Genomic DNA, 16,732 nt, shown 5'->3' with positions numbered 1-16,732 from the left:
CTGAGAGCACCCGAAAGGAACATGCCGCCGAAGTTCACTCCCGAGCCGATTGCTGAAGAGCTGCTCCTCATGGATATAGCTTCTAGGACAATCCGTTCCTTGCGTTAAAAGGTCAAAGTGAGAAACAGATCGGCTGTATTCAATCAGCAGGACCGTTTCTAATTAGGGTGGTACCACGGCTTCTTCGTCCCTTACGGATGAAGGGCCTTTTTGTGTTTTTTCATAAATTTAAATTGAAGGAGTGGATCAGCATGGATCAAAGCATGAACTTGGAACAATTAAGAGGCCGATTGAGTGAGATTAATCATAACCTCCTCCACTTGTTGTCAGAACGGGCCCAAATTACACAGGAAATTGGTCAAATCAAGGAAAAACAGGGTGTACCCAAATTTGATCCGGTTCGCGAAAAAGAAATGCTGGAGGAACTGACTGCTGCCAATCCTGGGCCTTTCCAAGACGATGCCATCAAACTTCTGTTCAAACAGATTTTCCAGGCTTCCCTGAACCTTCAGGTCGACGAACATAAGAAACAACTGCTCGTTAGCCGCAAAAATCAGCAGGAAGATACTGTCGTCTCCATCGGAAACGTCAAGGTTGGCGCAGGCAAACCCATTATGATCGCTGGCCCATGCTCGGTTGAAAGTTATGAGCAGGTACGCGAGGTCGCAGCAGCGCTGAAAGCGGCCGGCATTACCGTAATGCGCGGAGGTGCATTTAAACCTCGTACTTCTCCATATGACTTCCAGGGACTCGGAATCGAAGGATTGAAAATTCTGAAGGAAGTTGCCGACGAGTTCGGACTGAAGACAATTAGTGAGATTGTGCATCCAAGTCATATTGAATTGGCTGGACAGTATATTGATGTCATCCAGATCGGTGCCCGTAACATGCAAAACTTTGAACTGCTCAAGGCTGCCGGGGATGTTAAGATTCCTATTCTGCTGAAACGTGGTTTGGCGGCAACCATTGATGAATTCGTTCATGCTGCGGAGTACGTTGTCTCCCGCGGGAACAAACAAGTTATGCTGATTGAACGCGGCATTCGCACCTATGAAAAAGCAACACGAAACACACTAGACATCTCTGCCGTGCCGATTCTGAAACAGGAAACCCATCTGCCTGTGCTTGTGGACGTCACCCACTCTACAGGGCGCAAAGATATCCTTGCCCCTTGTGCCAAGGCAGCACTTGCTGCGGGTGCAGATGGCGTTATGGTTGAGGTTCATCCGAATCCGGCCGTAGCCCTCTCGGATAGCGCACAGCAATTAAATATCGAGCAGTTCCACCAATTCCTCTCCTCTGTGAGACAATCTGGATTGCTGAAGGATCAATAGGTTAGTTAACAATAAAAGCCTGACTGAAATGTGTGGTTCATACGAAAAACGGTATGATCCTACATTTCTCAGGCTTTTGACTATCTTAATCTTAATTTTAATCCACATCTTAATCTCTATACATCGGCTCTGCTCCACTTTCTCAAACCTCAATAATAATGGGCAGAATCATTGGTCTTCGTTTTGTCTGGGCGTAGATGTAATGACCGATCTCGTCTTTCAGCTTTCTTTTGATCACATTCCACTGATTCGCTCCGCTTCCGGTTAACTCATCCATCTTGTTCTGAACCAGCTCATGAATCTCTTTCATGAACTCCTCAGAATCCTTCACAAACACAAAACCTCTGGAAATAATCTCAGGCGCTGTCACCATATGTTTCTCCGTTTTGCTCAGCGTAGTCACAATCACCAGCATTCCATCGGATGACAGTTGCCGGCGATCACGCAGCACGATATTCCCGACGTCGCCCATGATCAGACCGTCGACCAGACTGTTGCCTGAAGCAATTTTGGGACCAGGAGATGCCACGCTGTCTTTGTACTGAATCATATCCCCATTGTTCACGATGAATACATGATCCCGTTCGATCCCCACGGACTCCGCCAGTTGTCTATGCTGATACAGCATGCGGAACTCACCGTGAACTGGAATTAGATAATCAGGCTTCATCAGGGTCAGCATCAGTTTGAGTTCTTCCTGGCTGCCGTGTCCTGATACATGCATGCCTGCTGCTCCGCTTGAACCGTAAATGACGCGTGCTCCGAGCACATACAGATTATCAATGACATGCGCAAGATTGCGTTCGTTCCCCGGGATCGCCCCAGCGGCAATAATGACGGTATCTCCAGGTGCAATCTTCACATGAGGATGTTTGGAGGCCGCCAAACGGGATAAAGCAGCCATCGTTTCACCCTGACTTCCCGTACAGAGCACAACGACCTCATCAGGTGGAAAATGGTCCGAATCAATGGCCTCAATGAGCAGCCCCTCTGGTACATCCAGGTATCCCAGTTCACTAGCTACGGACACTACATTAAGCATGCTTCTACCCAGCAGAGCCAGCTTGCGCCCCGTCTCGAACGCTGCATTTACAATCTGTTGAACCCTGCTTACGTTGGACGCAAAGGTAGAAATAAACACTTTTTGTTTGGCACGAATAAACGCGTCCAATATGTGGTCACCTACGACACGCTCGGAAGGGGTGAACCCCGGTCTCTCTGCATTGGTGCTCTCGGACAACAGCACGTGTACACCTTGTTTGCCAATCTCGGCCATACGGTGCAGATCGGGATACGGCCCATTTACAGGTGACATATCAAACTTGAAATCCCCGGTATGGACGACATTTCCTCCAGGTGTTTGAAAGAAAATACCCAGGCAATCCGGTATGCTGTGACTGGTCGCAAAAAAAGAAATCTGAATTCCACCCAGCGTAATGCTGGATTTGGAATCAACCGTATGCAGATCTGCTTTGCGCAGCAGCCCATGCTCTTTCAGTTTCAGTTCAATTAATCCTCGTGTCAGTCTGGATGCATACACCGGGATATTGATTTGTTTTAACAAATAGGGAATGCCGCCAATGTGGTCTTCATGTCCATGGGTAACCACAAGCGCCCTTACCTTGTCCTGATTTTCCAGCAGATACGTCACATCCGGAATGATGAGATCAATGCCCGGTAGGGTTTCATCCGGGAATTTGGAGCCACAGTCGATGACAATGATGTCCTGATTATATTGGATCAGATACATGTTCTTACCTATTTCATTCAAGCCGCCAAGTGCCGCGATATACAATTTGTTGTGGGCGAGATTCAAATCGGATGCATCCTCCTCTACGTTGCAGTACTAGCATTGAAGCTTTGCATTTTTCTATGTATTTTTAGTATGGAAATTCTGACCGCAGTTATGCATTTCGCAGCTGTTTCCATGCAAAAAAGCCACAGTGGAAAACTTCTCCACCGTGGCCTGCATCATCCTATACGAAAGATTTATCTCGTTGAAGTAAAACTTCCTGCTCATAGGTTTTGATCTCAGCAATCCACTGTTCACGTACAGGTACTTGCTGCTGGGCGCAGTAATAATCCCAGATCGCGCCGAAAGGATAGGACTTAAACTCTTCTGTCAAAGCAAGACGAAGGGTGTAATCCCCTTCCAGCTCCGCTGATTTCAGAGCATCCACAGGTTCCAACATCGCACGTAGCAATGCTTTAATGGTGTTGCGTGTGCCAACTACCCACGCAGCAACTCGATTGATGCTTCCATCAAAGAAATCGAGTCCGATATGTGTCGTTGGTAGCAGCTCATGACGTACCAATTCGCGAGCAATTTCCAGCAGCTCATCATCCATAATGACAACATGGTCACTGTCCCAACGCATTGGACGGCTGACATGCAGCAGAATGCCGTTGGTAAACAGGGCCAGTGAAGATAGTTTGTTAGAAATAACTTCCGTTGGATGAAAATGTCCGGCATCAAGGCAGATTAACGTATCATTTTGCAGTCCATAGCCCATATAGAATTCATGAGAACCAACGACATACGCTTCTGAGCCGAGGCCAAACAGCTTACTCTCGACCGCATCCAGATGATACTTGGGATCAAGCTTCTCGGCAAATACCTCATCTAGTGAATCCTTCAGCCGCTTCCGCGGTGTCATGCGATCGACCGGATTATCCTTGAACCCGTCCGGCACCCATACATTGGTTACACAAGTCTGGCCCAGCTGCTCGCCAAAGTAAGCGCCAATGCGGCGGGATGCTTTGCAGTGATCAATCCAGAACTTGCGAATCGCCGGATCGGAATGACTTAGCGTGAAACCGTCACTTGATTTTTCATGTGAAAAACAGGTTGGATTGAAATCCAGACCGAGCCCTTGTTCTTTGGCCCATTTTACCCAGTTCTCATAATGCTTCGGCTCAATCCGATCCAGCTCTACTTGTTCGTCCGTATCCGCATAGATCGCGTGCAAATTGACCTTATGTTTGCCGGGAATCATGGAGAAGGCTTGCTCCAGGTCTGCCCGAAGCTCTGCGGGTGTCGTTGCAGCCCCCGGATATTGACCTGTAACGGATATTCCACCCGTAAGTTCCCCATCTTTATTCAGAAAACCTTTTACATCGTCCCCTTGCCAACAGTGAACAGACACTTTGATTTCCGCGAGCTTCTTCAGCACTTCATCCGTATCAATTCCATGCTGAGCATATAATAATTTGGCTGCTTCATATGCTTGCTTGACTTGATTTTCCATGTGCGAGAACCCTCCTTATTATCGTGTAAATGCTGCTGGCACACCGCCATCAATCGTCATCATGCAACCGGTTGTTTTTTCTGATTTGGAAGAGGCAAAAAAGGCGATGCCTTCCGCAATATCTCTCGGATAAATATTGACGAGCAAAGTTGTTCGTTTACGATAGTACTCTTCCAGTTGATCCGGTTCGATACCATAGGCTGCTGCACGTTCATTTCTCCATGAACCGTTCCAGATCGCTGAACCTTGCAGGATGGCATCCGGGAGAATCGTATTTACACGAATACCGTATTCCCCACCTTCCGCCGCGATGCAGCGGGCCAAATGAGCCTCAAGTGCTTTGGCCGAGCTGTAAGCTGAGGCGCTTTTACCCGCATAGACTGAGTTTTTGGACCCGATAAATACCATACTGCCGCCAATCCCCTGTTGTTTCATCAACTTGAAAGCTTCACGTGCCACGAGGAAGTACCCAGTACCCAGCACATTCATGTTCAAGTTCCATTCTTTTAACGATGTTTCGTCAAACGGACTAGAGGTGGCCAGGCCTGCATTGTTCACGATAATATCCAAGCCGCCATATTGTACAGCAACTTCGGCATACGCAGATTGCACGGCTTCCTCATCCGTTACATCCATCTTCAATGCATATGCTCGATTGGCACCATATTGGTCGTTAATTTCCTGAGCTACCTTCTGTGCTCCTTCAAGGTTGAGGTCCGCGAGAACGACATGTGCCCCTTCAGATACCAATCTGCGTGCGGTTTCACTTCCAATTCCACCGGCACCCCCGGTAATAAACGCCACTTTGCGGGAAAACTCAGTCTCCGCCGGAGCCAGCGATAATTTGTAAAGCTCAAGCGGCCAGTACTCCACATTGTAGGATTCATTGGCGCTGAGGGATACGAATTGGCCCAGACTTGTCGCACCCCGCATCACGGCAATGGCTCTATGATACAATGCCCCGCTCACCTGGGACAGTGCCCAGCTCTTGCCTGTGTTGATCATGCCCACACCTGGGATAAGAATGACGCGAGGTGCAGCTTCGAACATCACGTCACCATCATTTTTGTTGCTCTCAAAATATTGTTGATATTGTTCTTTGTAGGCGGCTACGCCTTCCACCAGTTTGGATTTCAGCCCTTCAATATCCTCCGCGTCCGGTGTCCAATCGATGAATAGAGGTACCACTTTGGTGTGCACCAAATGATCCGGGCACGCCGCGCCTACCTGTGACAGCTTCGGCGAATCCACTCCTCCAACGAAGGCGAGCACATCCTCCTGATCGTCAAAGGACAAAATCATTTTTTTGCTATCCGATACCGCTCCGCGAATGGTCGGCATTACTTTGGATACGATCTGGCGACGCACTTCTGCCTCAAACGCAGGATACTTCTCTCCGCCAAACAGGCTTCCTTGGTCAACACGTGCTTCAATGAAGGCTTCCGCTTCATTAATAATTTTGATCGTCTGGGCGTAACATTCTTCCGATGTTTCTCCCCAAGTCACGAGTCCATGCTTCTCCATCAGAACCAGTTCGGCATTGGGATTCGAGAATACGCTTTCAGCAATCATCTTGGATAGTGTGAATCCTGGACGCACATAAGGAACCCATACAAATCGATCCCCGTAAATCTCTTTCGCCAGTTCTTTTCCGTTATCTGCACAACACAGACTAATAATCGCATCTGGATGGGTATGGTCCACATGTTTATATGGAAGGAATGCATGCAGCAACGTCTCAATGGATGCACGCGGGTGTTTGGAATCGATCATGCAATGACCCAGGTATTCGACCATCTCTTCATCCGACATGGATTCCCGTTCGATTAATGGACGAATATCTTCGAGTCCAAGGCCTGTAAAATGCTTCGCCTGCATAGAAGCCAGATCAGATCCGCTGCCTTTTACATACATCACTTCTATATCACGGCCGCGAAAATCTTTCACCGTCGTTTTGGTAGACGTATTGCCTCCGAAAATGTTACATACACGGCGATCTGACCCAATCAGATTGGATCGGTAGACCAGTTGCTCCAGTCCGGTTGTTTTCTCCGAAGCCTGTGATGAATTCCATAAACTCTGTACCATTTGTTCCCCTCCGATAATGTTTGTTTTATTCCTAATCAGAGTTTATCATCTTTGTTTTGTTTTGAAAACAAAAGATTTTAAATATAAACGGAAAAATTCAAAAGAGTTTCTGTTTTGATGATTTTTTTTTCAATAAAAACACCCTGACGTGTTGGTCAGAGTGTTTGGAAGAGATTTTCTTGCACAGAACATGCTCAATGCTTCTCGTTGAGTAGATGAATCTTTTTAGAAAAGCTAGACCCTATAGACCCTAGTAGATCCCTGCTTTTTTTGAAGTATTTTTGATTCCGTAAGTGTCGTTGACGACCGTGTTTCCAAAGGATGTCAAACTTCCGTTAGGACCCGTAGCTAAGTCCAAATAGTTCAAATCAGAGCTGTTGCCATACCAGGACCATGCGAGCCAGCCTACCCCTTTTTCCTGACCATATTTCATGATCGCATATTCATCGACATCTCCGTTCGTGTGATATCCACCGAATTCACCGATGATCAGGGCCAGACCTTTGTTTAATACGCTTTCCATGTTGGCTTTTACGGTTGCCGCGTCTTTACCGGCATACTCATACATGTGAATCGAAAACACAGTATTTTTCTGTGTATCTGCTGCAAATACACTTTGTCCATAATCCACGATGGATTGCGGGTACTGCCCCCAGCCCGCTGCATCCACGATCAACGTATTGTTAATCCCGGCATTTCTCAGCTTCGGAATTGCTTTTTTGTATCCATCAGCCCAAGCACTACCGTTCCATGTTCCATACCATTCGTTCGCGATATTTACGATAACTCTGTCTTCTTTGCCAATGAGTGCTTCCTTGATGCTAATCCAGTAATTCACTGCTGAATCCAATGAATTATAGTCATCCTTACCTGTTGCATCATGTACTTCAAGTACCGCAATCATTTTGTTTGCGCTTACAACATTAATGATGTTTTTAACGGAGTTCAGATCGTCTTTGGTGTACTGCACGCCATTGGAGAGCACAATCCGTACGGTGTTGGCACCTGTTTTGGCAATTGCAGGAATAGCCGTGTTCAGGTCGTTCTTAAACCATGAATGTCCATGATTGACACCTCTCATAACAAATGCCTTGCCAGTGGAATCGTACAATTTGCCTCCGCTTACATAAAATCCTGTAGCAGCAGACGCTTTGGGTGCAGCACTCCCCAGAATCACCAACATAAGTGCAGCTATTACGGTAAAGACTGTACACTTTTGCAACTTGACCATTCGCTAGAACCTCCTACATTTTTTTATTTATTTCAATTAACCCTGCTCAAGGCAATAAGTTAACTAAAATCAAGAGTATCCCATAATTTTATAAAGTTATTATTTATAAATAAATAACTTTATGTAAGATACATAATTTAATTTTATTTACTTAATCGTTAAGGTTATGGACATATAATAAAATGAAAACGCTTACCGGTCAAGTTATTTTTACCATGATAAGGAATTTATTTTGTACTCGCTACCTCCCCCATCAACACTCCCTATTTGGCAATCGACCCCCTAAACACTTCAAATCGTTTTTAAAACAAAGAGAGCACCTCGTTCACCCCTAAAAGAAGTGAATAGGTACTCTCTGTTTCATATCCATGGTCAATGGATATCATCTACGCCGGGCAAAGTCCACAAATCTGAACTTGTCCGGGCGATGCCTTGCCTCTGTGAACTGGAATTGACTTGCATCCTCCAGGTAAACCTGACTTCTAACCACAACTACATTGTGGAATCCTTCGAGATCAAGCAATTCCCTATCCTCAGCAGTAGGCTCCTCCACCAAAATTTCCTTTTTGGCAAAAGAGATGGTCAGCCCGAGCTCTTCCTCAATGTACTCGAAGATGGAGTCATTACATATTTCCTTGCTCAAACCGGGAATAAGCCTCTGGCTTATATGGTCCTTGTCGAGAATGACATGTTCGCCATCCACTTGCCGTACACGTCTGATCTCCCAGACCTTTTCATTCAGGCCAAAATTGATTTTCTTGAACAAGGCCTGATCAACCTTTTTTTCTTCAAAAACCTTAACGTACGTTTTGGCCCGATGTCCCATTTTTTTAGCCAGTTCCTTGAAGCTGACGAGGCCCGAAATAGGAAAATCAATTTTACGTATATCCAGTACAATGGAGCCCTTACCTTGAATTTTCTGAATATAACCTTCTTCAGACAGCATTTTAAGCGCTTTGCGAATTGTCTCTCTAGACGTTTGATAACTTTCCGATAAATCAAGTTCCGAGGGAAGCAGCGTACCTGCTTCAATTTCTCCAGTCCGAATACGAGCTGCAATATCTTCATAGATTCGGATAAATTTATTATTCATCATTCATCACCACTGTCCATTACCTTTTTTATCATATTGGCAACCTATTATAACATTAAAAGTCGAATAACGGATAATGTGGCTACTGAGGATGATGAAATGATGAATTCCCATGTGATTCAATCTAAGTCTTTCAATCCGATTTTGACGTGTTAGCCTTACCGTCTATATCAATACTCGTTCCTTTATCATCCATAGTTCGGTTCTCTTCCTCCATAGTTTGACCTTCTTCTATAATACGGATCAGTTTGTTCAGTCGGAAGATCAGGGCTGCGGCCTCAGATCTGCTCAGATGCTGCATGGGTCGGAAACTGCCGTCTTCGTACCCGGTAAGCATGTACATTCCAGCAAGCTCTTCAACCTCTTCTTTGGCCCAATCGGACACATCCATCTGATCCGTAAAAGCACGACGTGAAGTTGCGGGTTCCGGCTTGATTTTGCGAATAACATTCGCAATGATCTTCGATGCCTGTTCCCGGGTTACCAGCGCATATGGAGCAAATTTACCATTACCCATGCCATGTACCATACCAAGACTTACGGCTGCTTCGATCTCAGGAGCAAACCAATCCTGATCGTTCACATCCCGAAAAGCATGCTGATAAACGGCAGATGTATCCACACCCATTAATCGCACAATAAGTGCTGTGAACTCAGCTCTTGTAATGGGACGACGGGGTTCAAAGCGGGTTTCACTTACACCTTGAATAATGTTTTGCTCTGCCAGCCATATAATCTGATCTTTATTGAATGTTTGACCAATATCAATGAACTTGATCTCTTTCTTGACTTTTGCTTCTACTTTGTCATTTTGCTCAGGCTGAGATACTCCGGACTGAACATTCTCAGGCTTGGAGGAAGGTGCAGGTGAACCAGCTCCACTTCCGCTTGGAGGTGGATATGGCAGAGTCACGGCCGTGACCTGCTGGCTTTCACTTTTTTCACCGGCTGAATTTTCAGTCCACAATATGACATCATAGCGCTGTCCGCCCGTTAGTCCTGTCCAGATGTAGCTTCGATCTTTTCCACGATAGATCTCCCGCCCACTACTAGAAAGCACGATCGTTTCATTCAAAGATTCCAGCTTCCAGCTCAATGCAATGCTGCTTGTGCTCTGGGAGATCGCTGAAACGGTGAATTCTTCTGAAGGCAATGTCTCGAACTCGGGAACATCGAATGTCTTTCCGTCTCCCGCCTCATTGAAAGGCACAATAGAAAAGTCGGAATAGACCTGGGCACTTTTCAATTCAGTTACATGTATCGATGTTTCCATTGTTGTTGCAATCAGCTCGTCTTCCTGATAGATGCGATAGCCTGCTGCACCAGGAATCATATCCCATATAATATCTGCACTATGCTGAGCGCGTTCTTTCACTTGAGGTGGAGAAGGAATTTTGCCTGGCAGCGTTACTGCTGTTAGATTGAATCCGCTCTCGCTCTTACCGGAAGCATTTACGGTTTTGATGGTATACACATAATTTATACCTGGCTCAAGCCCATGGTCTTTGTAATAAGGCTCGTCAACAGACACTCGGCCGATCTCCGCACCGTCACGTTCAATGATGAATTGCTCAGCCCCCTTGACATGGCTCTTTTCGAACTGAAGTTGTATGCTCTCCTGTGTCGAACGATATTCCACTTCCTTGGGAGCTTCCGGTTTGGTCAACAACGTATAATTAAGCTTATGTGATGTATCCCCCTGCTCGTTCTCGGTATACAGTTCAATGGAGTAGTTCGTTCCGCCCTGAAGTTCCTTTACGATATACTCTTTTTGTCTGCCTCTATACAGCTCAATACCATCCATTAGAACCACAAACGTTTCGTTGAGGTAAGGAAAATCCCACTCCAGTCTGGCATGATCCGTCTCCGGATATAGCTTCATCTCAATAGAATCGACATGAGGCAGCGTGAAAAATGGAGCAACGACCATTGGAATTCCATTACCCGCTGTATTATAAGGAACGATCTGTACTTGATCATATTGGGCTGCACTGACTAGCCCCTTAAGGGTAACTTCAGTCAAATCACTCTCTGTAATTGTTGTAAATTCGTCATCCGCTATCATTACAATGTAACCCTCTGCACCTTGTACTTTTGTCCACTTAATCACTGCCTCCGTCTCTTCAATCACGTCTGGATGCAGCGTTTCCGTAATTGTTGCAGGCAGCGTACGCAATTGAACATCAAATCCCGTATCGCTATCGCCGGAAGCATTCGAAGTCTTAACCGTATAAGTGTATCTCTCTCCCGGCGTCAAGTCCTTGTCTTCATAAGAGATACTGTCAGCCGGAATACGGTCAATTTCAATACCATCTCGCAAAATGATCAATTGTTCTGTGCCTCGTGTGGCGCTGCCACTCAGATCCAGCGTTGCCGATTGATCGGTTACCGCAGCAATACTTGCTGTTTGTGGGGATATGGGTTTGGTCAACAAAAGAACCTGAATAGGAGAAGAGCGGTGACCATCCTCATTCTTAACTGTAAGTTCAAACGCATACGTTGTGCCATCCAATAAACTGGCGAGATGGACCAATGGTTCGGACACAGTCTGAACTTCCCCCGTTGTCTGATTGCGAATTTCATATGCGGCTGCTCCCTTTACTGCTTCCCACGCCAGATCAAACGTATGCGTTCCCTTGATCACTGTAATTCCATCTGGTGATAGTGGCAGAGTTTGAGTTGTTATTCCATAGACAAGGGAAGCACCCGAACCACTTGCATTAACCGCCCGGATCTTGTACGTATATTTCGTGCCGGGCGACAAATCCTCATCTACGAATCGGGTTTCACTCGCATCCATACGAGCAATCTCTCGCCCATTGCGTTCAATGATGTATTCGTCTGCACCCTTTACCCCTGTTTTGGTAAAATCCAGACTAAGACTGTTTTCCGACACTTCCGTTGCCTTAATCTCAACTGGTTTCTCAGGCAATGTAAGTATGGATATACCCGTCGCTTCGGATGGGGTCCCTTGTCTGTTCACTGCAACAAGTGTGTAATGATGCATCGTTCCATCCTCAAGTCCTGAAATAAAGGTCGTCAGCTCTGTTCCACGGTAAATCTCTTTGTTCCCCTGCTGAACTACATACTCCGAGGCACCTGCTACCGAAGCCCATGACAAGGTGCCTTTATGTACTCCTGGTTCAACAACGATTTCTGAAGGGGCGGTCGGTTTGGATAATCGAATCAAGCTGGCGGACTGACCGACTCCAGACGTGTTCACGGCCTGTACTTCCACTAAATACTCCATACCTGGCAACAATTCTTCAGCCGTATAGGCAAGTCCCGAAGTTCGACCCACTTCCGTCCCATTGATACTAACAATATATGATTCGGCTGTATTTACAGATTCCCATTCCACCCCAATACTCGCTTCATCCGTACGTGTTACTGTGAGTCCTCCAGGTCTGGTTGGCAAAGTAAGCAGTTCACCGCTTGTGGGTGCACCATAACCAGCAGCATTTCCGGCCTCCACCTGATACGTATAGTGGCGGTTGCCTGATAACTGATGGACTTCAATCTGTGTATCTGAAATCTCATAACTCTGCCCCTCAAGAACGACCCGGTACTTCGTCGCGCCGGGGACTGCATCCCATCTGAGTGTTGCTCCTGTTTCAGTCGGTTGAACGAAGTGAAGACCTGAAGGACTCTCGGGAAGCGTCGTTCCAGATACTCGATTGGATTGACCTTGTCCACTTCCATTGCCTGCCTGAACGTCCACCTGAACCAACGTTCCCGCAGTCAATCCCGTTAGCAGATATTCATGGGTTCCAGCAAGCAGCGTCTCCCGCTTCTCCCCATTCACAAAGACTTCGTATCGCTCCGCGCCTCTTACAGGATCCCAACTGAGATGCATGCTCGTTGTTGTAGCATTATCTATACTCAAGCTTTCAATGGCCCCCGGCAATGTCAGCAGCTTCTGCAAACTTGTTACTGGACCTTCTCCTGTCTCGTTTGCGGCCAGCAATTCATAGCTATACTCTGTTCCACTATCCAGACCTGCGTCCACATACTCCGTTTCCAATCCTTCGTAGACCCCAGCTCCACTGCGTGAAAGGCTGTAATACGTAGCTGAAGTTACCGTCTCCCATCCCAGAGAGATCTCATGCTCCCGAATCTGCACTGCCGCAAATTCACCAGGTGCTGCAGGCAATGTCAGGAATCCCACCCTGCTGCTTTCTCCCGTACCACTCTCATTCAGTGCTGTGACCGAAATCGTATGAATGCTCCCCGGGACCAGATTGGTCATGTACGGAATATTGGAAGAATCGGAGATCGTCTGGTCAAATACAATACTTCCATCCGAAGTTGCAGCCGTGATACGGTACGCAGTAGCACCTTGAACCGAATCGAAATGTACTTCTGCCAGCTCAGGCTGGGAATCGACTTTTCGAACTTGTAATGATCCCGGTGCCGCGGGGATTGTCAGTGCACGGACAGATACTGCATCACTTATGCCAGTATGGTTTCGAACTCTCACTTCGTAATCATAGACTTGCCCACCACTTAGGGAGTGATCAATGAGCGTATGTTTAGGATAATCCAGTGTCCAGGACTGGCCTGTCGTATGGTTTATGATTTCATACTGATACCCGTCGGTATACCATTCTCCTGTGGGCAGATCCCACGTAAGTTCTGCCGAAGTCTCACTGATCTGTGTAACGCTCGCATTTCCCGGCTGCTGTGGCTTGCGCTGGATCTGATAAGGTGCTGATACGGTCTCATATGTATTCCCTGCCATATCTATTGTTTTGGCATGGATATACCAAATGCCTTCGGATTCAATTGAAATTACAGGCTCATTCGAGCGGACTTCATTCCAGTTGTCTGGCGATGCGGTACTGTTGGTCACACTGTACAATCGCGAATTCTCATTGATACCCGAATCAGAATCTTCATATTGAACGGTAGCAGATATATTAGTGTCAATCCAGCCTTGTCCATTCGGTGTAAATGTAATCGTTGGAGCAACCTGATCGACATAAGCCGTACGACTGACCTCCTTGCTAACGTTTCCGACAGCGTCTCTCGCTCTGGCTCGAATTACGTTGGGACCGTTTGAACTCACTGTACCTGAGTTTCCTACAATATACGGGGCCCCATTCAAACTATATTCATACGAAATGGCATGTTCATCTACGCTGCCAGCAATCGTAAATTGTATAGCTTCCTTGCTCCAGCCAGACTGACTTAATGTAATAACCGGCTCTGTTGGAGCAGTCTTATCCAGTCGAATGAGTGCTTTTGTAACAGTACTTACATTCCCTACCCTGTCAAGCGAGCGCGCATATACTGTGGTTTGTCCTTCTTCGGTAACCTTCACTTCTCCAGTGTAATCTTTCCAGGGGCCTTGTTCGTTTAGACGATATTGGCTTTTGGCAAGTCCACTGCCTGTATCTTCACCGCTGGTTATTTCAAAGGATACATCCTGATTCGTCCATTCATCAGCACTGAGTGTAATCTTTGGCTCATCAGGTCCTGTCTTGTCAATCCGGGCATTGGCTGAAGTTGACGCACTGACATTAGAGGCCCGATCCACACTTCGCGCCTGAATCTCGGTGATTCCTTCGGTATTGATGGTAAATGGCTCTTGATAATCGACCCAAGTTCCTTCAACTCCAAGTCTATATTGCGTAAGACCCACTCCACTTGCTTCATCCGTACCTGCCGTTAACGTCACTGTTACTGCCGAATGGGTCCACTCCGTCGGATTTAACGAGATGACGGGAGGTGTCGGAGCTGTACGGTCCACTCGTGCTGTAACAGAAGCCTCCTGTCCTGTATTGCCAAATGCATCTATGCTGCGTGCAATAATGAGTGTGTTTCCTTCAGAAGCAACCGTAATGGGAGCAGTGTATTCCTTCCATTCTCCCCCAATCCCCAGCTTGTACTCAGTCTTCTGTACACCACTTAAGGCATCCGAGCCTGCTGTAATCGTAACCAGGACATCTTCCTTGGTCCAAGAAGAAGGATTTACTGCTATCGAGGGAGCAGTGGGACCGGTTGTGTCCTTTGTGATCTGACCTGCAGAGGTAAATGCAGTCTGTATGCCTTCTCCATTCAGTGCTGCTACATATACGTTATATAATCCGTCTGCAAGTCCAGTTAACGCAAGTTCAGTCCGAGTTGATGAAGTTGTACCCGATGCAAGCACTTGTCCGACGGAGTTACGTATTTCCGTTTTGTAACTCGTTCCCGCAGGATTGCCATTGTTGTTCCAACTAGCCGTAACGGAGTTACCAGACTGGCTCACAGCTGCATCGCTTGGTGCATTGGCTAGTGTAAATTTGCTAGCTGGACTTGAATACCCCGTATACGAACCCACTGTATTTTTAGCGCGCACAGCAAAAGAATATTGAGTATTCGGTGTAAGCCCGGTCACCTGCCGACTATTTGTTGTACCCGTATCAAAGGTTTGATTCGTCGTTACATTTTTCAGTTCATACGTCACGGAAGCATCATTCGCCTTTTTGTCCCAGTTGACCGTCAGATTATTATTGTTAACAGATGTAAATGACGGTGTTCCCGGAACAACGAAACTTTTCACCGTGAAGTTGACAGTGCTCGCAGAGGAGACCCCTCCCTTGTCATCCATTACCCACACCTGCAACGTATGTGCGCCATCTGCGAGCGTGTCTGGCAATGTGTAATTCGTGTTAAACGACTGATTGGAACCTGTAGCCGTCATCTGTGTCAACATGTTTTCGGAGCCTCCGTCGATTGACCATTTGACAGTCAGAAGATCTCCCACATCCGTATCCCGGGTTGTACCGGATATTTGAAGCTGTTCTCCTTTGTAATAGGTCTGGCCCGAAGACGGTGCCGATAGTGCAAATGAAGGCGGTGCATTTTTGGGACCAATCCCCACAATCGTCGAAAATTTGCGTGAAGCCTGGTTCGCGGTTGCTTTGCCGTTCCACCAAAACTGCGCAGCAGTATCCGTTGCGGTAACGGTCTGCCCTGGCGTAAAGGAAGATGGAGAAGAACCACCTATCAGCTGCGCATTGTCCGGGCTATTGTACTGCCCCATGAAAATGCGATCTGCGTCCACAACGTTATACGTGTTGGCATAAAAAGCAGTTACCTGAACACCTCCACTGTAATTGCGCCAGCCGTTCTCAATCACTTCAAACGGAGAAGCATCGTTGCCATTCACCATCGTATCCCAATAGAACGTACCTCCCAGATTCAGCGTAGAGCCGCTGCGGTTAACAGCCTCCAGCTCCACCTTCATATAACCGCCCTGAGATGTGGCATTAACGATGGACACGCGCAAAATATACTCTACGTTGTCTTTCTGCCTGGACATTTCGATTACATTATTATTGATTCGATAATAATTAAGGGGCAGCGACTTAAAATTAACGGGTGTTCCGTTATGATCAATAATGGTGGATACATTCCCGGTATCGCCACCGTAGAATACGTTTGTATTAGGAAGCAACACAATTCTATATTTGCCATCACTATTCATCTCCACTTTCACCTTGGAGGATTGAACAGCCTTCATGCTGGAAGTATCGGATACAATACTGATGGTTTCCACAGCTTCAGCCATAATGGCCGTTGAACCCCATTCGACCAGCAAGGCTTGGGGTGACAGCAGAGCAAATGCAAGTACCACTTTGGTAAGCTGCTCGGCCTGTTTTTTAATACGCTTCTCAGATTTCTTCAACGTCTGCTCTCCTTTTCTGCACACAAAAAAAGGAGGCACCCCAACAAAGGAACAAAGTCCTCT

General features: G+C 46.7%; 7 protein-coding genes. 1 reads left to right on the top strand and 6 read right to left on the bottom strand.

Annotated features, from left to right (window positions below; all coding sequences use genetic code 11):
• The first annotated feature begins 251 nt into the window (after positions 1-251).
• Complete coding sequence (locus A6049_RS04735) at positions 252-1,334, top strand: bifunctional 3-deoxy-7-phosphoheptulonate synthase/chorismate mutase (RefSeq protein ID WP_063563501.1); 1,083 nt, start codon at positions 252-254, stop codon at positions 1,332-1,334.
• 142 nt (positions 1,335-1,476) lie between these two features.
• Here the strand turns inward: A6049_RS04735 and A6049_RS04730 are convergent, their stop codons facing one another.
• The 6 genes from A6049_RS04730 to A6049_RS04705 all read right to left on the bottom strand — a co-directional run bounded on the left by A6049_RS04730 (position 1,477) and on the right by A6049_RS04705 (position 16,669).
• Complete coding sequence (locus tag A6049_RS04730; protein WP_063563500.1) at positions 1,477-3,150, bottom strand: ribonuclease J; 1,674 nt, start codon at positions 3,148-3,150, stop codon at positions 1,477-1,479.
• A gap of 160 nt (positions 3,151-3,310) precedes the next feature.
• The gene (gene rhaA, locus A6049_RS04725; RefSeq protein WP_063563499.1) at positions 3,311-4,582 is read right to left on the bottom strand and encodes an L-rhamnose isomerase; all 1,272 of its coding nucleotides are present in this window, start codon (positions 4,580-4,582) and stop codon (positions 3,311-3,313) included.
• Between the two features lie 18 nt (positions 4,583-4,600).
• The gene (locus A6049_RS04720) at positions 4,601-6,670 is read right to left on the bottom strand and encodes a bifunctional aldolase/short-chain dehydrogenase (RefSeq protein WP_063563498.1); all 2,070 of its coding nucleotides are present in this window, start codon (positions 6,668-6,670) and stop codon (positions 4,601-4,603) included.
• Positions 6,671-6,920: 250 nt separating this feature from the next.
• The gene (locus A6049_RS04715) at positions 6,921-7,853 is read right to left on the bottom strand and encodes a glycoside hydrolase family 5 protein (protein WP_481852221.1); all 933 of its coding nucleotides are present in this window, start codon (positions 7,851-7,853) and stop codon (positions 6,921-6,923) included.
• Between the two features lie 430 nt (positions 7,854-8,283).
• A complete protein-coding gene (treR, locus tag A6049_RS04710; RefSeq protein ID WP_079694432.1) occupies positions 8,284-8,994 on the bottom strand; it encodes a trehalose operon repressor in 711 nt (236 codons plus the stop codon).
• Positions 8,995-9,127: 133 nt separating this feature from the next.
• Positions 9,128-16,669 (bottom strand): fibronectin type III domain-containing protein, encoded by a 7,542-nt coding sequence (locus A6049_RS04705; protein ID WP_063563495.1) that lies wholly within the window; start codon positions 16,667-16,669, stop codon positions 9,128-9,130.
• Positions 16,670-16,732: the final 63 nt, after the last annotated feature.

Origin of the sequence: Paenibacillus sp. O199 (genome assembly GCF_001636635.1) — a bacterium.
Classification (GTDB): Bacteria; Bacillota; Bacilli; order Paenibacillales; family Paenibacillaceae; genus Paenibacillus; species Paenibacillus marchantiae.
Note: the sequence above shows the minus strand (reverse complement) of the source record. Positions and strands in the feature narration are given on the sequence as shown.